21 protein-coding genes and 6 pseudogenes are annotated in these 21,283 nt (G+C 41.1%); 20 read left to right on the forward strand and 7 right to left on the reverse strand.

The window, feature by feature from the left end:
• The 3 genes from PR699_RS03435 to PR699_RS03445 all read right to left on the reverse strand — a co-directional run.
• Positions 1–384 (reverse strand): antirestriction protein (locus PR699_RS03435; RefSeq protein ID WP_206647549.1); only part of this gene is annotated, 384 nt, incomplete at its 3' end.
• A gap of 91 nt (positions 385–475) precedes the next feature.
• Entirely contained in the window at positions 476–1,348 is an 873-nt protein-coding gene (locus tag PR699_RS03440; protein WP_193450855.1) for a GTPase family protein, read from the reverse strand.
• Between the two features lie 56 nt (positions 1,349–1,404).
• Positions 1,405–2,343 carry a hypothetical protein gene (locus PR699_RS03445; RefSeq protein ID WP_193450854.1) on the reverse strand — a complete coding sequence of 313 codons (939 nt, stop codon included), beginning with the start codon at positions 2,341–2,343 and terminating at the stop codon, positions 1,405–1,407.
• 434 nt (positions 2,344–2,777) lie between these two features.
• On the opposite strand from PR699_RS03445, the gene PR699_RS03450 reads away from it, so the two are divergent.
• The 5 genes and pseudogenes from PR699_RS03450 to PR699_RS03470 form a co-directional block, all read left to right on the forward strand.
• On the forward strand, positions 2,778–3,365 hold the full coding sequence (locus tag PR699_RS03450; protein WP_272577823.1) for an inovirus Gp2 family protein: 588 nt from the start codon (positions 2,778–2,780) through the stop codon (positions 3,363–3,365).
• A 105-nt stretch (positions 3,366–3,470) separates the two neighbouring features.
• A complete protein-coding gene (locus PR699_RS03455; RefSeq protein WP_210839397.1) occupies positions 3,471–3,680 on the forward strand; it encodes an AlpA family transcriptional regulator in 210 nt (69 codons plus the stop codon).
• A gap of 70 nt (positions 3,681–3,750) precedes the next feature.
• Positions 3,751–4,023, forward strand: a complete 273-nt coding sequence (locus tag PR699_RS03460; RefSeq protein WP_272572997.1) for a hypothetical protein — start codon at positions 3,751–3,753, stop codon at positions 4,021–4,023.
• Positions 4,024–4,043: 20 nt separating this feature from the next.
• Positions 4,044–5,195, forward strand: a pseudogene (locus tag PR699_RS03465) (IS3 family transposase).
• A 17-nt stretch (positions 5,196–5,212) separates the two neighbouring features.
• Positions 5,213–5,377 (forward strand): annotated as a pseudogene (locus tag PR699_RS03470) (integrase core domain-containing protein); the annotation flags it as partial.
• Positions 5,378–5,389: 12 nt separating this feature from the next.
• Here the strand turns inward: PR699_RS03470 and PR699_RS03475 are convergent.
• Positions 5,390–5,482, reverse strand: a pseudogene (locus PR699_RS03475) (IS5/IS1182 family transposase); the annotation flags it as partial.
• Positions 5,483–6,133: 651 nt separating this feature from the next.
• On the opposite strand from PR699_RS03475, the gene PR699_RS03480 reads away from it, so the two are divergent.
• The 12 genes from PR699_RS03480 to PR699_RS03535 all read left to right on the forward strand — a co-directional run bounded on the left by PR699_RS03480 (position 6,134) and on the right by PR699_RS03535 (position 15,698).
• Positions 6,134–6,475: a helix-turn-helix domain-containing protein gene (locus PR699_RS03480; protein WP_014657441.1), complete on the forward strand. Its 342-nt coding sequence runs from the start codon at positions 6,134–6,136 to the stop codon at positions 6,473–6,475.
• Between the two features lie 65 nt (positions 6,476–6,540).
• Complete coding sequence (locus PR699_RS03485) at positions 6,541–7,071, forward strand: fimbrial protein (RefSeq protein ID WP_154625388.1); 531 nt, start codon at positions 6,541–6,543, stop codon at positions 7,069–7,071.
• 76 nt (positions 7,072–7,147) lie between these two features.
• A complete protein-coding gene (locus PR699_RS03490; protein WP_014657443.1) occupies positions 7,148–7,684 on the forward strand; it encodes a fimbrial protein in 537 nt (178 codons plus the stop codon).
• A 100-nt stretch (positions 7,685–7,784) separates the two neighbouring features.
• Positions 7,785–10,454: an outer membrane usher protein gene (locus PR699_RS03495; RefSeq protein WP_076914445.1), complete on the forward strand. Its 2,670-nt coding sequence runs from the start codon at positions 7,785–7,787 to the stop codon at positions 10,452–10,454.
• 118 nt (positions 10,455–10,572) lie between these two features.
• Positions 10,573–11,283, forward strand: coding sequence for a fimbria/pilus periplasmic chaperone (locus tag PR699_RS03500; protein WP_230085162.1), 711 nt, complete (start codon positions 10,573–10,575; stop codon positions 11,281–11,283).
• A 47-nt stretch (positions 11,284–11,330) separates the two neighbouring features.
• Positions 11,331–11,939 carry a fimbrial protein gene (locus PR699_RS03505; protein WP_014657446.1) on the forward strand — a complete coding sequence of 203 codons (609 nt, stop codon included), beginning with the start codon at positions 11,331–11,333 and terminating at the stop codon, positions 11,937–11,939.
• 9 nt (positions 11,940–11,948) lie between these two features.
• On the forward strand, positions 11,949–12,488 hold the full coding sequence (locus tag PR699_RS03510) for a fimbrial protein (RefSeq protein ID WP_014657447.1): 540 nt from the start codon (positions 11,949–11,951) through the stop codon (positions 12,486–12,488).
• A gap of 15 nt (positions 12,489–12,503) precedes the next feature.
• A complete protein-coding gene (locus tag PR699_RS03515; RefSeq protein ID WP_014657448.1) occupies positions 12,504–13,001 on the forward strand; it encodes a fimbrial protein in 498 nt (165 codons plus the stop codon).
• Positions 13,002–13,011: 10 nt separating this feature from the next.
• On the forward strand, positions 13,012–13,509 hold the full coding sequence (locus PR699_RS03520) for a fimbrial protein (RefSeq protein WP_076914444.1): 498 nt from the start codon (positions 13,012–13,014) through the stop codon (positions 13,507–13,509).
• Positions 13,506–14,030: a fimbrial protein gene (locus tag PR699_RS03525; protein WP_076914443.1), complete on the forward strand. Its 525-nt coding sequence runs from the start codon at positions 13,506–13,508 to the stop codon at positions 14,028–14,030. The genes PR699_RS03520 and PR699_RS03525 overlap by 4 nt, the downstream gene beginning before the upstream one ends.
• A gap of 23 nt (positions 14,031–14,053) precedes the next feature.
• Positions 14,054–14,596: a fimbrial protein gene (locus PR699_RS03530; RefSeq protein WP_076914442.1), complete on the forward strand. Its 543-nt coding sequence runs from the start codon at positions 14,054–14,056 to the stop codon at positions 14,594–14,596.
• A gap of 274 nt (positions 14,597–14,870) precedes the next feature.
• The gene (locus PR699_RS03535) at positions 14,871–15,698 is read left to right on the forward strand and encodes a hypothetical protein (RefSeq protein ID WP_076914441.1); all 828 of its coding nucleotides are present in this window, start codon (positions 14,871–14,873) and stop codon (positions 15,696–15,698) included.
• A 133-nt stretch (positions 15,699–15,831) separates the two neighbouring features.
• Here the strand turns inward: PR699_RS03535 and PR699_RS03540 are convergent.
• Positions 15,832–16,260: pseudogene (locus tag PR699_RS03540) on the reverse strand (IS5 family transposase); the annotation flags it as partial.
• A gap of 437 nt (positions 16,261–16,697) precedes the next feature.
• On the opposite strand from PR699_RS03540, the gene tnpB reads away from it, so the two are divergent.
• Positions 16,698–17,051 carry an IS66 family insertion sequence element accessory protein TnpB gene (gene tnpB, locus PR699_RS03545; RefSeq protein ID WP_076914439.1) on the forward strand — a complete coding sequence of 118 codons (354 nt, stop codon included), beginning with the start codon at positions 16,698–16,700 and terminating at the stop codon, positions 17,049–17,051.
• A 59-nt stretch (positions 17,052–17,110) separates the two neighbouring features.
• A pseudogene (locus PR699_RS03550) lies at positions 17,111–17,980 on the forward strand (IS66 family transposase); the annotation flags it as partial.
• A gap of 89 nt (positions 17,981–18,069) precedes the next feature.
• Here PR699_RS03550 and istB read toward each other — a convergent pair.
• Complete coding sequence (gene istB / locus PR699_RS03555; RefSeq protein WP_076914438.1) at positions 18,070–18,816, reverse strand: IS21-like element helper ATPase IstB; 747 nt, start codon at positions 18,814–18,816, stop codon at positions 18,070–18,072.
• A 14-nt stretch (positions 18,817–18,830) separates the two neighbouring features.
• Positions 18,831–20,372, reverse strand: a complete 1,542-nt coding sequence (istA, locus tag PR699_RS03560; RefSeq protein ID WP_076914437.1) for an IS21 family transposase — start codon at positions 20,370–20,372, stop codon at positions 18,831–18,833.
• 192 nt (positions 20,373–20,564) lie between these two features.
• On the opposite strand from istA, the pseudogene PR699_RS03565 reads away from it, so the two are divergent.
• Positions 20,565–21,227: pseudogene (locus PR699_RS03565) on the forward strand (IS66 family transposase); the annotation flags it as partial.
• Positions 21,228–21,283: the final 56 nt, after the last annotated feature.

Below are 21,283 nucleotides of genomic sequence, written 5' to 3' on the forward strand. Positions count from 1 at the left end.
TGCCGCATAATCACGCAATTGATAAAAGCGATCGACGAGGATGTCACTTTCCGTTTGAAATGACCATAAACTGTACATCATCAAACACACGGCAATGCCTGCCGCTTCGCAACTGACGTTGGCTTCGTTACCGTTATGTGGGTTGAACAGCGTCAGTGTCTCTTGAGGTAAATCGGGATAAATAAAGGCGCCACCATTGGATAAGGTACAATATTCCCAATACCCGCCGTGGTAGTCCTCACAAAACTGTCCCATAGTGGTAAATATGACCACTTCAAAGGTGCTCCAGCCTTTCACGCTTCCGAAGTGGTTGATCCAAAAATCCAGGCGTTGCTCATCGGGAACGAGTGTCATTGTAATTGCACATTCAGTTGAATTATTCATCAGTTGATACTCCAAGAAAAAGAAGTAAAAAAGCGCCAGTCCTTAACGGGACTGGCGCTGAGAGTGATAATTAATGGTTTAATGTAAGAGGTTAAAAGAACATTCTCCACAGGGATTTAGCGACGGAGACGATACTGTTTTTAACGGTGCTAACCGTACTTCTTATCAATGGCGGCAAGGGAATGATATTGATTAAGGTATCCACAATATCACTGACACATTGACCAAAATCGTTACGTGCGGCGTTCTCCACCGGTTGCGTCCGGTAAGGGGTGTTCAGTTGCCTAGCTACTCCGCTACTGGCTTGCGCCGGTAACGCCTGTATGAGTTGCTCTGCTAATTCAGTTAGTTGATAGTTTTCGACCGCAGAAACTGTTATCACAGGATGATGCGGCTTAAAGGCGGTTATGACGGCTTGTTGCTTTAATTTTAAGTTATAGGTCTGCTCTGAGGATGGCTGATGCTTGTATTCATCCCACTGGCGACAAGGCTCTATTTTATCGGCTTGGTTCAAGACAAATAGAAATTGATTAGGTTGGTAACCGCATTTCTTCGTGAGAAAGCGATAACACTGATCATCAGAAGACCATGCTCGGTCATCGGCCTTGAGTACCCAAATGATTAAATCGAATTCTGGTAATAAGTTGCGATAGAGCTGGTGGTACTTTTTATCCCGCTCAAGGCTTTCCCCCACGCCGGGTAAATCTACAAAAGTGAGAGTATGGTTGTTCATCGTCATGCTGAAGCGTTGGGCTTGGCGTGTGCAGCCTGAAACATCACTCACAGGTGATAGTGACGATTGAAATAGTGCGTTGATAAGACTGGATTTTCCCGCTCCCGTTTTCCCCATCAAGCCGATGGTAGGGGAGTAATTGATGAGCTGACTGAGTTGGTTAAAAAATGATGTTTTAAATGAAAAGGGAAAGGCTGCGAGAGCCTTCTCCAGTTCAATATGTTGATTCATACAAACTCCTTGAAAATAAAATTATCATTATTCAAGGTGATAATATATATTTGAAATTATTTTAAATTTTTCTTTTTAACTAGCAGTATGAGTTCTTCAATGGAATCCCGTGGTAGAACAATTTGATCAATCATCGCCTCGATAATTTCGTTAATATTTTTATTATGATTTTTGGCTATTTTTTTTAATTTTACCATTGATGATTTGGAAATATACGTATTCAGTACAGCCTTATCTTTAACACCATCACGATATTTTTTTTGGCTCCAAGCTTTTCTTGTTTGAGATAGAAAAAGCTTGACCGCTTCTACACTTGAAATAATAGCCCAATAATCAAAACAGGAAATAATCAATTTCCATTTTTCATTTTGAATAAGAACATTAACATCATCATCAACAGCAATATTGGCGCGGATCATCCTCTCGGCTATCCATTTTAATGCTTCATTCTTTCTGGGTAAAAATAAAAAAGGATCGGGGTATTCTTTAGAAATAGACGAAGCTTTATCTTTCATGTAAAAGACTGTCTCATTAAAATCTTTAGGGTTTATAAATAAAACTAAAAAGTCTAAAAAACAAACAATATAATGAAAAGGGATATTCCTGCCCATGATAGGGTTCAAGTTCAAGGGAGAGTAATTATACACGCCCCCCATAATTGATGGGTAATCATTTTCTATAAGATGTTTATTATACGACTTCATGAGAAAGTTTAAGATAACAAATGATATTCTTTCATCCGTTAAAAAAGATAATTGTTCTATTGGGATAATCTTTTTCTCTATCGTTCTGAGATAATAATCAACATTTTTAAATCTATTCCCGACATGCTGATTTAACTCACTAAGTAATGTACACACATTCTTATTCTTTGCCTCAGATATCATTTTATAAAGCTCATTAGGCGACAGTGTTTTTTCTGAAAACATATAGAACAGAACAGCATAATATTGTCTGCACTCCAAATAATTATCATTGACATTTATATTTATCATTTATTCTCCACGTAGTATTTTTTGCATATATTTACATAGTATTTTACGTAGTGTTTAAGGTGTCATTGTACTACATGAAAACCCCTATTTATGTGCTAAAACTCACGATAACTGCACTAATTATTATTAGAGTAAAGGCTAATCTTTAGATAAGTTAATATCAGAGTTGACTCTCCTCAAAAAGAAGCGGCTCATTGTGGTTCAAAAACGCGCTGTCACGGGCATTGATGATAAGATAAAGAAAGGCTTTATCGTGTTGGTATAGTATTATTTTAATAAAGATAACCAGCATCATAACCACACCTAAAAGATTAAACATTACCCTGTCACTGACTCACCTATCCATATATTCATCATCTTGGTTAAATGATGAATGCCTATTTTTAACAACATCCCTTCTAGATATGAAATAAAACTAACCACAGGTATTAATCATGTCTAGTTACACCTACAATGAGCATTACATTCAAAAGATAAACCACACTATCCGTAAAGCACTTTTAATTCACAATCGTGTTACTGCTGTTCGGGTTGACTTGCGTTTCCCATCTGAAAATATATTTCACTTTAACGATTCGAGGGTCATCACTCGATTCTTTGAATCGTTAAAAGCCAAAATAAATGCTGACCTAAAACGTAAGAATAAAATATGGGAACGTAACCACATATGCCCGTTATCTTATGTCTGGGTCAGAGAGTTCGGTGAGATAAATAATAAAAAACACTATCATGTTCTTTTGCTGTTAAATAAAGATGTTTATTGGAGGCTGGGCGATTTTATTAAAACTGAAGGGACGCTCTATGCATTAATACAGCAAGCATGGTGTAGTGCTATTGGTGTGAACTACCCTGCGGAGCGTTATTTAATTCATATTCCAGATAACGCCATAACGTGGCTAGATAATAATAAACCCAATATTGAAAGCACGATATTCGAATTAAACCAGCGCTGTCGTTACTTAGCTAAAGAACATACAAAATATTATGGTGATGGTGAGCGTTCTTTTGGGTGCAGCCGTTAATCTACCAATAAAAAACATGAGGGGGATATCTTTTGCAAGAGAGATATCCCTAAACACTTATCGATATCCCTTCTGCCTTTTAACTTTAAAGACAGGAGTTCAATAATGACTACCCAAGCTATTTCCTTACTAGATGACCAATTCATTGATATGAAATTTATAACTCGCCTGACCGGTTTGACGGATAAATGGTTTTACAAATTAATCCAAGAGGGGGAGTTTCCCAAACCCATCAAACTGGGGCGTAGCTCTCGCTGGTTAAAGAGTGAAGTAGAGCAATGGCTGCAAGCGCGTCTTGTGGCTTCTCGGGGTTAATCCTTTCGAAGTCAACGTATTCAATTTAACCCAATTAGTTCTACGAATTAATGTATGGAGTACCGAGAGTATGAAAAAGCTGCCCGCTCGTTATGAAGAGTTATTGAGTTATTATCAACATTGGTTAAATGGGTATACGAAGTTGTCCATTTGCCAGGGGATGTGTCATTCACTCATTCAAAACAGTCACTATTTGATGATGTCGTACATTCGTTTTTCGAATCATGAAGCCTGCCAGGTGGCGGTTATTCCAGCTTGTCTCTATCGACTGGTCTATGGTAACGCCTACCCTGACAAACTGATCTGCTTTAATCAAACAGGACACTTTAATAATGGAATATAACCCAATTATTGAGGTGTTAAATGAAAAAACGAACAAATAGATTTTATACCACTGAGTTTAAGCAAGAAGCGGTCGCATTAGTCACTGAGCAAGGTTATAGCGTGCCAAAAGCGGCAGCTTCTTTAGGGAGCACCGATAAATTACTTTATAACTGGAAAGCAAAATTCGACGCTGAGCAATCTGGTAGCAGCTTGAATTCCGATGAGAGAGCTGAGCTATTAAGACTTCGAAAGGAAAATAAAGAACTTAGGATGGAGAAAGAGATCTTAAAAAAAGCCAGCGCCCTCCTGCTAAAGGAAACCAAGTAGTGTTTAAAACGATTAAGCAATTATCTTCACAGTTTCCCGTGCTGAAGCTCTGCAAGTTAATGAAAATAAGTCGTTCTGCCTACTATGCGTGGCTTAAACGCCCAGCAAAATTGATCACCGCTGAACAACTTAGTCTGTACCGTAGAACCAAAGCCATCTTTTAACAGAGTCGAAATAGCTTAGGTTACAGAACGTTACGTAAACGGTTATGCAAAGAGGGCTTTAGCGTAAGTGCTTATAGAGTTCAGAAGCTAATGGCTCAGCTTGGCCTAGTTGTCACTCAGCGCATTGCTTACAAAGTCACCTCAAAACGCAAACATAGTGAAGCCGTAGCCGATAATTTGCTCAATCAAAATTTTAATCATCACGCACACTAACGAAGTGTGAGCGGGTGATGTGACCTATTTAAAAGCAGGGTAAGGCTGGATGTATTTAGCCATCGTGATGGACTTATACTAACGCCGTATTGTGGGTTGGCACATCGATAAACGAATGACGGCAGATTTAGTCAATAAAGCCTTGATGAAAGCGTATAACATTACGCCAGCCAGAAAAAGGCCTAGTCTTCATAGTGATAGAGGCTCACAATATACGAGTAAGAACTATCGTAACTTACTGACAAGCTATGGTATTAGGGCAAGCATAGGCGATGTAGGAGCCTGTTGGGATAACGCTGTTGTTGAACGATTTTTTGGTAGCTTAAAGCACGATTGGGTACTGAAAATCCCACAGCCGACTCGGAAACAGATGAAAGAAGATGTTACCGCGTATATGCGCTATTACAACCAAGAAAGGCTTCATACTGCCAACGGTGATCGATCCCCCATTGAGTATGAACAAAATTCTTTAAGAAAAGTGTCCTGATTTAGTTGTGCAGAACACCATACTCTGAGTCGTTGTTCAAAACAATAAAGTATTGTCCTTCATGGTCAATGGATGGGTTTTCTTCCATTGAAGACGAACGGTGTTGGATTGGTAATTTTGTTGATTGGTATAACAATGAGTATAAACACAGTGGCATAAAGTATGTAACACCTCAGCAGAGGCAATGCGGCTCAGTTATAGACGCGTCTGTGATGCATCCCTTGAGGATGGTGAGTTTTATGCTCTGGAATTAGCGGAGCCATTTTATCCCAGAGTTCACCGCTAATCTGCTATTTGCTACCTTCCATACGTCACCCCAAGAAATTATCGTAATTCTTTATATCATACGATAATTTCTTTTGGGATAGTATCTAATAGTATGATATATGGTCATTTTATGATGTAAAAATTGGTGAGTGTAAGATAAAAAAATCACATATAAAATATGTTAGATAATATTTGTTTTTACTCTATTGGCGTGTTTTATGTAGTTGTTTGATAATTAAAGGTTAATTTTTATTTTTCAGATTTTTGTTTGTTTGTTAACTCTCAAAAGGCGTAATTACTGATTATTTTTCATTTTTTTATTGTAAATCAATGCAGAGTATTAATAAATATTAATTTCAGGGTAAAATTTTGTTTTTTGTTTCTGTATTGAATTATAACACTATAGCATGTTATCAAATTGTGATTATTTAAAATTTAAATAAATGGGTTTTCTTTTTTAATTGTATGATATTTAAGTGAATTTATTAATTATTAAAAACTGTAACATTTAAATATTTAAGTAAATGTGCGAGGAGAGGGGGTTTGCTTTTAAAAGCTCACTCTTTATAATTGTATTTATTCAGCTAAGTCCGTTACGGATATTATATATGTTTATTTAATTACTAATTTTAAATTGGTAATTATTTTCATTTATTGGAAAGATTACTAATATGAATTTTGAAGAAAATAGAATTAATAGTCAGTGCGACAATCAGGATAATCAAGTTTCAGCTTACTGTGGGACTGTTATTAAACAGATTAGAAGAGAGTGTGGAATGACTGGCGCTGAACTGGCAAAGAAACTAAATGTTTCACAGCAACAGATGTCTCGATATGAACGAGGTATTAATAAAATCTCAGTAGATATGTTATTTAATTTATCAATAGCATTAAATGTTCCATTTGTTAAATTAATTAAACAAGTTTTACTTGAGATGGAAAAATCAAATTCTGATGACGCATTAATATTGAAAAAATCAATAGCGGCTTCTGATACTGTCTACTTTTATTAATTATAGTAGACAAATATTCTATAGAAATAAGTTAAGTTGTTTATTTGTAATTCATTGAGGAATATATGAAAAAGTTATTTTTATTAGCATTAGTTTCTAGCGCTATGAGCACTTCTGTACTTGCTGCAGATATGGGGCACGGAAAAGTGAATTTTAAAGGCTCTATTATTGATGCACCATGCTCTATTTCACCAGATTCAATTGATCAAACTGTTGAGCTGGGTCAAATATCAAATGTAGCGTTAGTTGGTGGCGGTAAATCTAGTCCACGTACTTTTGATATTGCTTTAGAAAATTGTGATATGACTGGGTTTGATAAAGGTGTTCAATTAACATTTAGTGGCGCAGCGGCTTCATTTGATAATACGAATAAAACGTTAGGTATCGTTGGTACTGGTGCAGGAGCAGGCGTACAAATTACTAATGGTAGCGGGAATATTATTACGTTAGGTGAACCAACACCATTCCAAAATATTCAAGATGGCAAGAATACTCTGCGTTTTTCTGCGTATTTAGTTGGTAATGGTAAAGGTATTGATACTATTACCCCAGGTGAATTTAGCTCTGTAGCTGACTTTACACTGTCATACGAATAATTGTTGTTTAGTAGCCAGCAAAAAAGGACATTTTGCTGGTTTATTTCAAAGGGAAGCCTGTGTAGAAGAGGAAGCAATGAAATATTTAACGCTCAGTAAACTGCTTTCATTGAGTCTCAGTATCTGTGCCCTCATCGATATTTCCCCTGCCAATGCGTTAGGCTCAGTAAAGATGAGTGGCAGTATCATTGAAACGGCCTGCGCTATTGATGTAGGGAGCCGTGATCAGACTATTAATATGGGCAGCCTCTCTCTCAGTGATATCCGTCGAGATGGACAAGGACCTGCACATCCGTTTGTTATTAAGTTAGTTAATTGTGTTCTTGAACGTCAAAACCCAAATAAACCCAATTGGCAATACTTTCGAGTCACCTTTGATGGTGCACATCAACGCGGATTATTTAGTGTAAATGGACAAGCAAATGGTGTCGGATTGCAAATTAAGCGCAATGACGACGGAGCAATTATTGTTCCAGGGCAGGCTCTGTCTGCTCAAACATTGACACAGGGCTCCCATGATTTAGCTTACGAATTAAGATTAGTGGCTAATCATGCTCCATTAGTTTCAGGACAGTATTACAGCCAATTACGTTTTAAATTGGATTATGAATAATTCATTAATTGATTTTAGATGCAAAAATTCACACTTGGTTTTGCATGAAAATTAAAAGCTTAATGATTTTATTAATAAAAAAAGAAATAAGAAGGTCGAGATGATGGCCCTAGGTTATATTCATATGCCGTTGTTACGGATAAGCCGTCCTCGGTTGATGGGAGTGCTTGTTGCTCTGTCCCTAAGTTGTAATAGCTACGCTGAGCAGATTGAATTTAATACGGATATTCTGGATGTCAATGACCGCGCCAATATTGATTTAGCCCAGTTTTCACGTCCGGGCTATTTAATGCCGGGTGAATATCGTTTTTCTATTTTTATAAATAAACATCAATTACCGGAACAAACCGTATTTTATTACGTACCCGACGGCCAGCCAGATGAGAGCGTTGCCTGTTTAAGCCCTGCGTTAGTTGAGCAACTAGCGCTTAAACCTGATTTATTGCCAACATTAAAATGGTGGCATGATGGTCAGTGTTTATCTCTCGATAGCTTACCGGGTACGGAAGTCAAAGGAGATTTAGCCGCTTCTGCTTTATATATCAGTTTACCCCAAGCCTATTTGGAGTATACAGCCGAAAACTGGGATCCACCTGCTCGCTGGGAGGATGGATTACCCGGCGCTCTTTTTGATTATAACCTCAATGCTCAGGTTGGTCAGCAAACTCGGGGCGGACAACGAACAAATGCTAATGTTAGCGGCAATGGTGTTGCGGGTGTGAACTTAGGTGTGTGGCGTATGCGTGCAGATTGGCAACTACGTTTAGACAAGCAGCAAGGTCAAGGTACTTCCCGTTCATTAGATTGGACGCGGTATTATGTCTATCGTGCAATTAAATCTCTCGGAGCAAAACTCACCTTAGGTGAAGATTATTTAGTTTCCGATATTTTTGACAGCTTTCGATTTACGGGGCTGAGTTTGATCACTGACATCAATATGTTACCGCCCAATCTACGGGGATATGCTCCCGAAATAACGGGGGTAGCCAAAAGTAATGCTACTGTTATCGTGAGTCAGCAAGGCCGTATTATTTATCAAACGCAAGTTGCTGCAGGTCCTTTTCGTATTCAAGACTTAAATGATGCGCTATCCGGTGAGATTAATGTTGAAGTTAAAGAACAAGATGGAACGATTCAAACGTTTACGGTGAATACAGCCAGTGTTCCTTACCTTACTCGCCCGGGACAATTGCGTTATAAGCTTGCCGCTGGACGCCCAACTGATTGGCGCCACCACGTTAGTGGTGAAACATTTGCGAGCGGCGAGTTTTCGTGGGGAGTCAATAACGGCTGGTCATTGTATGGTGGCGGTGTTGCTGCGGAGAATTACGCTTCTGCAGCGGTTGGTATCGGTCGAGATCTAATGATGTTTGGCGCGCTGTCTTTTGATATCACCCATGCGCGTTCACGGTTAAAAGGGTTAACTGAAATCGGCGATAAAACGTATCACGGTAATTCATATCGCTTGAGCTATTCAAAACGATTTGATGCCTACAATAGCCAAGTGACATTTGCGGGATATCGCTTTGCTGAACAAGGTTTTATGAGTATGTCTGAGTACTTAAATGCACAGTCTACGGGGGTCCGCCAGTATAGCAGTAAGGAAATGTATACGGTTTCCTATAACCAACAATTTCCGGAGTTGGGGCTCAGTGCTTATATAAATTATTACCATCAAACCTACTGGGATCAGCCTGATAATGACCGTTATAGTCTGTCTTTAGCGCGCTATTTTGATATCGGTAAATGGAAAAATTTAAGTGTTAACTTGACGGCTTATCGAAATCGGTATCGGCAGACTAATGATGATGGCGCCTACCTTTCCCTTTCATTGCCTTGGGGGGAGAGTGGTTCGCTTAGCATGAACAGCAGTTGGGATGAGCGTGATAATTCTCAACGAGTTAGTTATTACGACCGATTAGATGAACGGACTAATTACCAATTAAGTACCGGATGGTCTCGTTCTGGTGGGTTAGTGAGTGGTTATTACACGCATCAAGCGGATTTAGCTCAAATCAATGCAAATGCCACTTATCAGCAAGATAGATATCGTTCTGCTGGCTTATCACTTCAAGGTGGTTTTACGGCGATTAAGCAAGGTGTGGTGATGCATCGTGGTAATCAGCTTGGGGGGACTCGAATTTTTGTTGATACGGATGGGGTTCCTGATATCCCATTACGAGGTTATGGCTCAACCATCCGAACAAACTATTTTGGTCAGGCGGTATTAACAGACGTGAACAGTTATTACCGTAATCAAGTCAGTGTCGATTTAAATACATTACCTGAAGATGCTCAGGTATCACAATCGATTAAGCAAGGTACTTTTACAGAAGGTGCTATTGGCTACCGCCAGTTCGATGTTGTGGCTGGGCACAGTGCAATGGCCTTATTGCGTTTATCTGATAATAGTGTTCCCCCATTTGGGGCACAAGTTTTCAATGTGAAAGGCCAACAAGTGGGAATGGTAGGGGATGATGGGAGTACGTATTTAACGGGGCTCAACCCTAACGATAAGTTACAAGTTCGTTGGGATGATAAAGCACAATGTGAAATCACCTTACCTAAAATATTGCCGAAGAGCGACACATTGTTAACGAATTGGTTATTACCGTGCCATGCGACTGACATCTTACCTCTTGAGCAGACTGAGACGGTTGTTGAATCGGATGCGGTAAGTTTACCGTCATTCTCTACGCCTCATTTATTAACTTCTGGGGCATCGAATAAGCCAGATTTGGTCAGCTCAAAGAGCTGGTTAAGAAAATAAAAATGACATGATTGAAGAGGTCTATCTCTTCTTCATACTAAGGTAAAAGAATATGTTACAGAGCAATAAAATCAATAAAAGAAATCATCATCCTATTGCCACTTTTTTGGTTGGAGCGATGTTGATATCTACGACACTGTCTTCCGCACAAGCTGCAATCGCTTTAGATCGCACTCGTGCGATTATGACGGGTGAAGATAAATCCATTAGCTTAAATATCAGTAATGAAAATAAGCAATTACCTTATTTAGCACAAGGTTGGATTGAAAATGCCCAAGGTGAAAAAATCACGGAGCCCTTTACAGTATTACCTCCCGTTCAGCGTGTTGAGCCTGGCGCTAAAAGCCAAGTAAAAATTCAAGCACTGCCGAGTGTCGCGTCACTGCCGCAAGACAGGGAGTCCGTTTATTATTTCAATTTACGTGAAATCCCACCTAAGAGTGATAAACCCAACACACTTCAGTTGGCGTTACAAACGCGAATTAAGTTGTTTTATCGCCCAAAAGCGATTATTCCAACTCGCCAACAGATGGAAAATCCATGGCAAGAAAAAATCACACTTACTCGTCAAGGTGATCAATACAGTGTAGAGAATCCAACGCCATATTTTGTAACGCTTGTTGATGCCGCTTCAGTGAAAGACGGAAAAACAGTTGCGGGATTTGAACCGTTGATGGTTGCTCCTAAAAGCAGTTTGCTCATGGGCGGAAGTGCAAAAGCTTTAGGCAGTAAGCCTGTACTCACATATATCAATGACTACGGTGGACGACCAACGTTGACATTTACTTGTCAAGATAATCGCTGTCATGTGGTATCAGATAAACAGTAACTTCAAACAAGATGACGTTAAAGCAGATTTCAACGCAGGAGAGCATCATGAAAGAAGCCAATAAGATACCTCATTATATGATGGCGTACGGTTTAGGATTGTGCTTATTCAGTAGCACAGCCCTCAGTACTGAACTTGACAAAGTGGATAACTGGGATGTCGATGGGGCTAATGGCACATTGTATGTACACGGGGCTTTAACGGAAAGTGCTTGCCGATTAGCGATGTCCTCCGCATATCAAACGATTGAACTGGGGACATTAGGCACGGGGCAATTACAGAAAGTCGGTCAAACAGGTACTCCTGTCGCGGTACAACTGCGTTTAGAAGATTGTTTAAGTGGTGAAAGTCGTAATCGTAATAAACTCGGCAACTTATTGTGGAGTCCTGATATGCCTGCGATGAAAATTCGTTTTTTGGCTGCGGCAGACAATCAAAACCCACAATTAGCGGCCGTTACGGGGGCGAAAGGAATTGCATTACAATTGAGTAATGCTTCTTATCATCCTCTTGCAATAGGGCAATATAGTACTCCTGAGCTTGTTTCTCCGGGACAGAATCAATTGACTTATTATGTTACCCCGATCCGCACTACAGCAGGTTTAAGTTCGGGAGCTTATCAGGCAATTATTCGCTTTCAGGTAAGTTATGATTAGGAGTCAACGATGTTATTGATACAGCATGTGACCGTAGGAATTAAAGGCCTTATTGTGTTCAGCGTTCTTTTTTTTAGCACGCTATTGTTTGGAAGTTTATTCTATGTCGTACATGCCGATACTGCAAATCTGAATTTAACGTTGACCATTACGATGCCCCCACAGTGTACGTTTAGTAATAACAGTTCAATACAAATTGTGCGTTTTGGAGAAGTGCAACAAGGATTAATTGATGGGGTGAGTTATAAGCGAACACCGATTGATACCGGATTATCTTGCGGTCCATTAGAAAAAAATGCGTTGAAGATGGGGGTATCATGGGATAAGGAGGTAACCTTTAATGGTATTTCTGCTATCAGCACAAACCGAACAAATTTGGGTATTGCCATTTATAAGGATTTGACTCGCTTAAGTAACGGAGCGTCAATTAACTTTACTTACGGTAATCCGCCGAACTTGTATGCGGTACCGATAAAACCTAGCGGTATGATGCTCAGTGATGCGGGATCTTTCACTGGCACAATGACCGTGACGTTAAATTATCAATAAACGCGGGACTATTTCATGAATAATACTCTCTTTGTTAGGTATTTTATCGGCCTACTTTGTTTATTGAGTCCGGTATTATCACGAGCATTGGATGTCTATTTTACAGGAACGCTGGTTGTCACGCCGCCAGAATGTACCGTGAATAGTGGTACGGTGGCAGATGTCAATTTTGGCGATATCCATGAAACACTGATTGACAATAGCAGCTATAAACGTACTCGGATTGATTACACCTTAAATTGTACGAATGTCTATAGCAATGCATTAAAAATGACGGTTAGCTGGGACCCGATTACGCTCAATGGACAAAATGTCATTCGTACTGGTCGGACGAATCTCGGGATAGCGGTTTATCAGGATTCGACTCGATTAAGTAATGGTGATGTTGTGAATTTCACTTATGGTAGCAATCAGCCTGCGCTTTATGCGGTGCCAGTAAAACCATCGGGAACGGTATTAACTGATGGCGGGAATTTTAATGGGACATTAACTTTTGTGGTGGATTACCGTTAAGGAGAACAAGATGAAATTTATTCACCGACAACAAGTGGCGCTCTGCTTTTTTTGTGTCATAAGCTCTCCATTTGCATGGGGGTTAGGGGCAAATCTTTACGGTAATTTAATCGTGACGCCACCTGAATGCATTCTAAATAACAATAATCAAGCGGCGATCCATTTTGGTGATATTTTATTAACGCGCATTGACGGTAATAACTACTTACAAACATTGCCATTGAGTCTATCGTGTACCGGATTAGCAAAAAATAATCTGACATTGACCTTAGAAGGCGACCCTACATTGTTTAATAGCAATGGCGCATTAAAAACAAGCAATGATAAATTAGGCGTTATTTTTTATGTGAACAATATCCAACAACCAATTAATCAGCCGGTGAATATTAATTATACCTCTTTGCCTTCTTTAAAAGCTGCGCCGATTAAAAATATGACGGCAGGCTTTAATGATACAGATGGCGGTAGCTTTACTGCGTTGGCGACATTAAAGGTGAACTATCAATGAAAAAGTTACTGATAAGCGCAAGTCAACGTTATTGCTATTTATGCAGTTTAGGGGGGCTATTCATGTTGATGTCCTCAGCGGTGGAAGCCAATTGGGTTTTTGATGGTACGCTAGTACTGCCCCCCGCCTGTGAATTAGGTCAAAAAAATCCTATACGCGTTTCTTTTGGAAAGGTGGGGGTGCGTAAAGTGGATGGGAATCTATTTAAACAAGACATTCCGTATCAATTGAACTGTCAAGGTGACTTAAATCAACCGTGGAATGTGACATTGACGTTCAGTGGAACGCTGGCTGGTGCCGGATTTGATAATGCGACATTACGCGCCAGCAGCCCTTTAAATAACGGAAAATTAGGCATTCAAATTCAAAAGGACGGGATACCGTTAGAACTGAACAAGGCGTTTGAGATTGATAGTTCAAATCCACCCAGATTATCGGCGGTTCCGATTAAGCGTGCTGGAACGGAACTGGTTGGTGATAACTTTACTGCGACGGGGACATTGACAATTGATTTTCAATGACACGATAAAAGGAAATAAGAAAAATGCAAATACCATTACGTCAATTATGGACTTTAGTCTTGTCTCTCAGTTTAGTTGGTGTTCCGCTTTGTGCACAGTCGGAAACCGTACAGTTTGATGGAACGTTGGTTGAGGACGCTTGCGAAGTATATCCTGGCGATGAAAATATAGAATTGGATTTTGGCACTATTGTAGACAAGTATTTGTATTTGAATACACGAACACACAGTCAGCCATTTACAATTCGGTTAATTAATTGCGATTTAGTGCTGGGTAAAGAAGTTCAAGTGACCTTTATGGGAACTGAAAGCTTGGCATTACCGGGATTGTTAGCGCTTAATGGTGGGAGTCAAGCGAGTGGAATTGCTATAGGATTAGAAACTGAAAATGGGACACCAATTTTATTAAATAAAGCAAAAAACTATGTTCAGCAATTACATATGGGGAATGGTAATAATCTTAATCTGAAAGCGTATGTACAAGGTGAACCCACTCCTTTATTGACTAAAACAATAGGACGAGGAGCCTTTGAGGCAACGACGACGTTTATGCTGGAATATGAATAATGATGTTAAATAAATTGTCATATAATTTAATTATAGAAAATATTAAGTGATGAAATATCATTATTTATAATAGATATATAGATAAAGGATATCATTAGTATGATGACGACTAATTATTTTTTTTCTACTTAATAATTATCAACTTATATTTTAACTCCTGCTTTAGTTAGGAAATATAACCATGAGATACGTTAAATTTTTTTTAATATCAATAATCTATTTTTATTCAAACGTTAGTATTGGAATTCAGCTAAATTTACATCCAGGTGACCCGATGACAGGACCAGCACCAACTAAAATAGTTTGGTTGGATGTTTACTCTGATAACGGAGTAGTTATCAGTGGAAAATTAGGAGTGAACTGGAGTATAGGGCCTGAAACTGCTGTATCTGATATTCAAATACGAATGCCAACCGGAAATACAGCTGTAACAGTTAATATGTGCGCTAGAGGAAGTGGCGGAGGGGGGGTTTGTACTGGATATCAGGCAAGCTCTATGTCATGTACTACTGCAGATGGTGGGAATTTTGAAACGTGTATATCGCGTTACTCTGGTTCTTCATTTTACAGTGAAATTGAAATAAATGGTATCCAGTATGGCTGGAGAGGCGTTTGTTTAGATATTTATCTTGATGCTGATAGTGCTGTTACATCTCAAAATGGGTGGGGGGGGCATTGGACCTCAGCCTCTAAACGAGTGTGTGCTGATGGAGGCCCAGGTTTAATACCTGAACCACCAAGTAAAGCTTCTGTTTGTAATCTGAATAGTCAAAACCTGAATTTAAGTTATTCAGCAACAAGTTTAAATGTTGATGGATTAACGCAAAGTGCAAATTTAAATGTCATCTGTACTGCTGGGGATGCCCAAGATTATCGATTAAAATTAACAGGAAACAATGTAACTAATGGAAATCTCAATTTTGGAAATGGGGTTTCTGCTCAAGTCTCTTTAAATGGAATTCAAGTACAAGCTAATGGCACAGGAATTCAATTAAATAAATTAGTAAGTCAAACTATTCCGGTAAGTGCTACATTGATGGGTAATGCATCAGTATCTGGTGTTAGTAAAGCGACAGGAATATTAGTATTAGAAGCGTTATAGAGAGGTATTAAACTGTATTGTTGTATTAACTAACCAATTAATTTTATTGATTTTTTATTAATGCATATACTTAATGATGAGAAGAGGTGTTAAATTTTAAAATAGGCATAAAATTTATTTTGCTTCTAAGAGCCTATCTCAATAGGGTTTTATTCCAGACGATGAGACTACAGTAAAAATGCAACATGGCCTCGTAATTTTCTTTCTTCTTTTCTCATTGGGTCAGGATACGACGAAAGCGATTCATCCAACTGTGCGTTCTTTCGACGACCCAATGATGGGCTTTGAAGTCCGTGTTTTTACTGGCGTCAGACTCTTCTTTACGGGACTGGATATACAGCTCGTAACCGCGGTTCTGTAGATAGGTTTTCAGCCAGCCTGCATCGTAACCTTTGTCCAGACAGAGTCTCAGTTTTTGTCCCGGACGCCCCGTCTGAAGGGCATCGAGTGTATCTGCAACCAGTTTGATATCATGCGTGTTTGCTGTTGCAACAACCAGCGACAGAGGAAGCCCGTTGGCATCCGTAAGCAGGCTACATTTTACGCATTGTTTTCCTCTGTCGTAAGCGCCCCATGATCCCACGGAGCGCTTTAGTTTCAGTGTAAGCGCATCATGAACCCCGTATTTTAATTATCTAGCCCTAACTATAAGATCAACTCTCCAATCTAAAGGAGATTTGAAATGAGAAAACGGCTCACTAACCAAGAATGGCAAAGACTTATTGCGTAATCTGAATCGAGTTCGCTGCCAATACGCACATTTTGCAAGCTTAATGGTCTTAACCCTTCAACGTTTTATGCCAAACGTCAACGGTTGTTGGGCGCAGGGCAATCTCAAACAGGTGGGTTCATCAAAGCCGAAATCGTTGAAAAAACGATATCCGACCCGATGACTGACACTCCCGTTGCCAACATGACACTGTTCATTAATCACGTTAAACTTAGCATTCCTCAGGAAACCCCTGCGGCTTACTTAGCTGAATTAATCGTGGCGCTGTCATGAACGGAATGTTGAGTGCCCCGAATGTTTACCTGTATCGGGAATTCGTGGATTTTAGAAAGTCCATCAATGGTCTGGCGGCCATTATTGAAGCTGAAACCGATTTACCCTTAGGCACAGGAGCGTTATTCCTGTTTACTAATAAACAGTGTGACAAAATCAAAGTGTTGTATTGGGACAAAACGGGCTTCGCCCTGTGGTATAAACGGCTGGAAAAAGCTAAATTCAAATGGCCTACTCAAGAGAAAAAACAGGTGTACACCCTGACTCAATTTGACTTAGGTAGGCTGTTATCTGGCTTCACCATAATCGGCCATAAACCGATAAAAATAGACGGTTTTACAATGGGTTAATCTCGATAAAAGTCAGTTATGCCAAGCCTTGGCGTGGTGTTTTTAGTATCATGAATGCCATGAAAAACACGCCCGATATTAATCCAGAAAGCCAAAACATTGCCGAACTTCAAGCGATGGTGAAAACCTTAGTGTCGGAGAAAATGGCGTGGCAGCAAGAGCGCCAATCCCTCATTGAACAGTTCAAGCTTGCTCTTGAGCGTCAGTTCGCTAAACGCTCGGAAGCGTTGGCGCCTTATAATGAAGCGCAAGGTGATCTCTTTAATGAGGCTGAATGGGAAGCCGCTAAAGAAGAGGACGTTGTGACGACCACGACGACGGTCACAAAACGCCGCGGTAAACGCCAACCGTTGCCTAAAAACTTACCGCGTGAAATCGTTGTTCTTGACCTTGATGAGCACGATAAGCAATGCCCTTGCTGTCAACATATGCTCCACAAAATCGGTGAAGACCGCAGTGAAAAGTTAGCGTTCACGCCCGCGGTATTAAAAGTGTTGGAATATGTACGCCCGAAATATGCTTGCCGTCAATGTGAACAAACCGCTGAGACAACACCTATTCACCAACAGCCTGCGCCAGAGAGTCTCATCCCGAAAAGCTTCGCCACCGAAAGCCTACTGACCAATATCATTCTGGGGAAATATCAGTATGCCCTTCCGCTGTATCGTCAGGAAACCTTGTTCACTCAATCGGGTATTGAGTTGTCGAGAACCACGATGGCAAGGTGGGTGATCCAGGTGAGCGAGAAGTTCAAACCTCTGTATAACGCGCTGAAAACGCACTTGCTTGAGCAAGTAGTGGTTCAAGCCGATGAAACGCCGCTCAATGTGCTTAAGGAAAACAAGTAATGTTACATGTGGTTGTACTGCTCAGGAGCCGACTCCCCCGAAGCTACAGGTTCAGACATGAAGAATATCGTTTTATTCGACTAATTGCGTATTACCATGAAGGAGATCGGTGAGTAACATTGATGAAGATCGGTTCGTGTCACTTTCACAGAACTATTGTTACATTAACTTCACTGATCTCCTTCGGTCAACAAGGTTTGCATTTTTCGCATTGATTCTCCTTTAAGGTCTATCTTGACGCTCCCGTGAACCAACCGATCCAGGATGGCATCCGCATGCGTTGAGTCCCCGATCATCTTGTACCAGCTTTCCACCGGTAACTGGCTCACGACAATGATAGAACCTCGCTGGTACATGAGATCCACTATTTCCAGTAGATCGCTGCGTTGTTCTGACGACAGAGGCTCTAGCCCCCAGTCGTCCAGAATCAGCAGATCGCTGTGATTCAGTTTTGTCAGCAGTTTGCTATAGCGTCCGTCCGCATGTCCCTGGTAACACAGATCCATCAGCGCCTTCAGACGGTAGTAATAGACCTTATATCCTTGTCGGCAGGCATTGTGGCCGAGCGCACAGGCCAGATAGGTTTTGCCACTGCCTGTCGCCCCCGTCAGCAACAGGTTTTGTTTAAGGTTCAACCAGTTTCCCTGACCGAGCGAACGGATGAGGGTCTTATTCAGGCCCCTGCTGCTTCGGTAATCCAGTTTTGATAACTCGGCGCTAAGTCTGAACCGCGCCTGTTTCACTAGACGCTCTGCTTTCCTGTTTTCGCGGCAGGTCAGTTCTTCTGAAGACAGTAATGACAGGCGTTCTTCGAACCCCAGCTCCAGGTATGCACCAGGTTGTGCGATCTGGTTTTTTAGGGCATCGAGGAAGCCTGTGAGTTTCAGTTCAGCGAGTTGTTCATAAAGATGGTTCATTATTGGCTTCCATATCAGTGGTAGTATTTACTGCCGCGAACGTTTTCATGTTCCAACGTTGATAGCAGGTCAGGTTTGTTTTCAGGAAGAGGCTGTTTATCCAGACCTTTTTCCAAGATCGATTTTATTCCCGCAAGCCGCCATACCTGAGTTTTCAACGCCCGTGCACAGGCTACGTTAAGTCTGGCTTTGCTGTATTTTTTATGGAGGTTCAGGAGCCCCAGGCAGAACCGGTAACTTTGCTCAGAGTGCGGGCGTGAGCTCAGGATGTGAAGGACGTAATCATAAGTTTCACTGCCAACGTGCCCGGCCCACTCCAGAAGCCTTTCCGGGGTCCAGGTGGCATGCTGACAGTGAGCTTCCGGCATATGCTCTTCACGGGTACTGTAGCCATAGTTTCGGTTTCGGGGATGTGTCGCTACTTCCTGCCCCTGATTAAACAGTCTGACCAGTTCACCCGAGATCCATGCTTCTAGCTGTAAGCCCAGCAGTGAACTGGGTACCGAGTAGTAATGTTTGTCAATTTCCACATGGTAATCCGCATGGACTCTGACTTGTTTCACCAGAGTATAGCTGTAACCTGCCTCAGGAAGAGGTTTCAGCGCGGGTTTATCAAGTTGGTTGAAGAGCTCTACTCGCGAACACCCTAGTTTCTGCATGACCTTGCTATTCAACCTTTCCAGTAACTCCCTGATACGCTGGTTAAGTGATGCTAGGCTGTAGAAGGTTTCATGCCTGATACGGGCCATGATCCAGCGTTCAACAACCTGAACACCGACTTCTGCTTTAGCTTTATCTTTTGGTTTACGTGGTCGCGCTGGTATCACGGCAACATTGTAATGCTCAAGCATCTGCTGATAGGTTGGATTAACGTCAGGATCATATCTACAGGCCCGTGACGTGGTGCTTTTCAGATTGTCTGTAACAACAAGCTCAGGAACACCGCCCAGCCATCGGAAGCAACGAACATGACTCATAACCCAGTCCTCAAGCTTCTGAGACCAAGTGGCCTCAGCCCATGTGTAACTTGACGCACCGAGAACAGCCACGATGATCTGCGCGGGTCTGATTTCCCCAGTATCAGGGTTGGTAATGTCAACGGTTGGCCCACAGTAATCAACAAAGAGTTTTTCACCCGCTTTATGGACTTGACGCATTGATGGTGAGGTGGTTTTTAGCCATTCTCGGTACATCCGGCAATAATGGTTATAACTGTAAAATCCGCCTGGATTGCGTTCACTGTACTCTTCCCAGAGCAGTTGTAGCGTCACGCATTTATTACGTAGCTCTTTATGGATCGTAGCCCAGTCTGGCAGGGAGTGTTTTTTCATTTTCACCTGCGTTTGAAGGAACGCATGCTTTAGTGCAGTATCATCCCATTCTGCGGGCAATGGCCACTGCTTAATACCAAGCTGAGCCGCCCTGTTGGCATACCTAGATACAACGGAGGGGGATATCGCAAGACTACGGCCAATCTGACGATGGCTGAGCCCGGCACCATATTTAAGTCTGAGTATTTCTTTAAGTTTTCTCATAGATATTGGAGCTGTCGGCATAGGTATCCTTTACTGGAGTTGTAAAAGATACAGATCAACACACCTGTGAAGTTTTAATAACATTGATGGAGATCACCGAATAACAAAATGAGCCTAAAGTGATCTCCATCGATGTTATTCAGCGATCTGCTCAAATGTTATTACCCGATCTCAATGGATGTTATTGGGTGATCTCCATTCATGAAAATACGCAACTATCAAAATAGTCGCGCGAGAGCTTGTCCAGTGGGCTTCTTGGGTGATTACGCGGGCTATCTGCAAAGTGATGGCTATGGTGCTTATGATGGATTAACGCGAGTGAGCAATGTGGGTTGCTTCGCGCATGCACGTCGTAAGTTCATGGAGGCGAAGAAGCTTCAGGGTAAAGGTAAATCGGGTAAAGTCGACGTGGCATTAGCGAAAATCCAAAAGTTGTACGCCCTTGAATCTCGATTAAAATACGCTTCGGTAGAAGAACGTTGGTCTGAGAGACAATCGAAAGCCAAACCGATGCTGGATGAGCTTTATGACTGGTTAACCTCACAGAAAGTCATCGAATCGAGTCCGCTTGGTAAAGCCATCAAATACACCTTGGGTCAGTGGCCTAAGTTGATACGCTATGTTGAAGATGGGCATTTATCTATCGACAACAACCGTGCGGAACGCGCCATCAAATCGCTGGTCATTGGCAGAAAAAACTGGCTTTTTGCTAATAATGCACATGGTACTGATGCTAGTGCGCTGCTGTACAGCATCATCGAGACAGCAAAAGCTAACGGGCTAATCCTCTACGATTACCTGGTGAAATGTATGAAAGAGCTGGCAAAGTCAGAGCCAGATATCAACTCACTTCTTCCCTGGAACTTCTTACACTGAAACTAAAGCGCTCCGTGGGATCATGGGGCGCTTACTTTAGTTGCATCTTTATTACT

It is taken from the genome of Providencia sp. PROV268, assembly GCF_028477805.1.
Taxonomy (GTDB): Bacteria; Pseudomonadota; Gammaproteobacteria; order Enterobacterales; family Enterobacteriaceae; genus Providencia; species Providencia stuartii.

What these genes read in the sequence shown, in the direction of transcription:
- istB (WP_076914438.1), bottom strand. Translation starts at nt 18,816, where the DNA reads ATGAACCATCTTTATGAACAACTCGCTGAACTGAAACTCACAGGCTTC.
- istA (WP_076914437.1), bottom strand. Translation starts at nt 20,372, where the DNA reads ATGCCGACAGCTCCAATATCTATGAGAAAACTTAAAGAAATACTCAGA.
- PR699_RS03450 (WP_272577823.1), top strand. Translation starts at nt 2,778, where the DNA reads ATGTCTAGTTACACCTACAATGAGCATTACATTCAAAAGATAAACCAC.
- PR699_RS03510 (WP_014657447.1), top strand. Translation starts at nt 11,949, where the DNA reads ATGTTATTGATACAGCATGTGACCGTAGGAATTAAAGGCCTTATTGTG.
- PR699_RS03445 (WP_193450854.1), bottom strand. Translation starts at nt 2,343, where the DNA reads ATGATAAATATAAATGTCAATGATAATTATTTGGAGTGCAGACAATAT.
- PR699_RS03505 (WP_014657446.1), top strand. Translation starts at nt 11,331, where the DNA reads ATGAAAGAAGCCAATAAGATACCTCATTATATGATGGCGTACGGTTTA.
- PR699_RS03515 (WP_014657448.1), top strand. Translation starts at nt 12,504, where the DNA reads ATGAATAATACTCTCTTTGTTAGGTATTTTATCGGCCTACTTTGTTTA.
- PR699_RS03440 (WP_193450855.1), bottom strand. Translation starts at nt 1,348, where the DNA reads ATGAATCAACATATTGAACTGGAGAAGGCTCTCGCAGCCTTTCCCTTT.
- PR699_RS03495 (WP_076914445.1), top strand. Translation starts at nt 7,785, where the DNA reads ATGATGGCCCTAGGTTATATTCATATGCCGTTGTTACGGATAAGCCGT.
- PR699_RS03500 (WP_230085162.1), top strand. Translation starts at nt 10,573, where the DNA reads ATGTTGATATCTACGACACTGTCTTCCGCACAAGCTGCAATCGCTTTA.
- PR699_RS03525 (WP_076914443.1), top strand. Translation starts at nt 13,506, where the DNA reads ATGAAAAAGTTACTGATAAGCGCAAGTCAACGTTATTGCTATTTATGC.
- PR699_RS03480 (WP_014657441.1), top strand. Translation starts at nt 6,134, where the DNA reads ATGAATTTTGAAGAAAATAGAATTAATAGTCAGTGCGACAATCAGGAT.
- PR699_RS03490 (WP_014657443.1), top strand. Translation starts at nt 7,148, where the DNA reads ATGAAATATTTAACGCTCAGTAAACTGCTTTCATTGAGTCTCAGTATC.
- PR699_RS03460 (WP_272572997.1), top strand. Translation starts at nt 3,751, where the DNA reads ATGAAAAAGCTGCCCGCTCGTTATGAAGAGTTATTGAGTTATTATCAA.
- PR699_RS03455 (WP_210839397.1), top strand. Translation starts at nt 3,471, where the DNA reads ATGACTACCCAAGCTATTTCCTTACTAGATGACCAATTCATTGATATG.
- PR699_RS03535 (WP_076914441.1), top strand. Translation starts at nt 14,871, where the DNA reads ATGACAGGACCAGCACCAACTAAAATAGTTTGGTTGGATGTTTACTCT.
- PR699_RS03520 (WP_076914444.1), top strand. Translation starts at nt 13,012, where the DNA reads ATGAAATTTATTCACCGACAACAAGTGGCGCTCTGCTTTTTTTGTGTC.
- PR699_RS03485 (WP_154625388.1), top strand. Translation starts at nt 6,541, where the DNA reads ATGAAAAAGTTATTTTTATTAGCATTAGTTTCTAGCGCTATGAGCACT.
- tnpB (WP_076914439.1), top strand. Translation starts at nt 16,698, where the DNA reads ATGAACGGAATGTTGAGTGCCCCGAATGTTTACCTGTATCGGGAATTC.
- PR699_RS03530 (WP_076914442.1), top strand. Translation starts at nt 14,054, where the DNA reads ATGCAAATACCATTACGTCAATTATGGACTTTAGTCTTGTCTCTCAGT.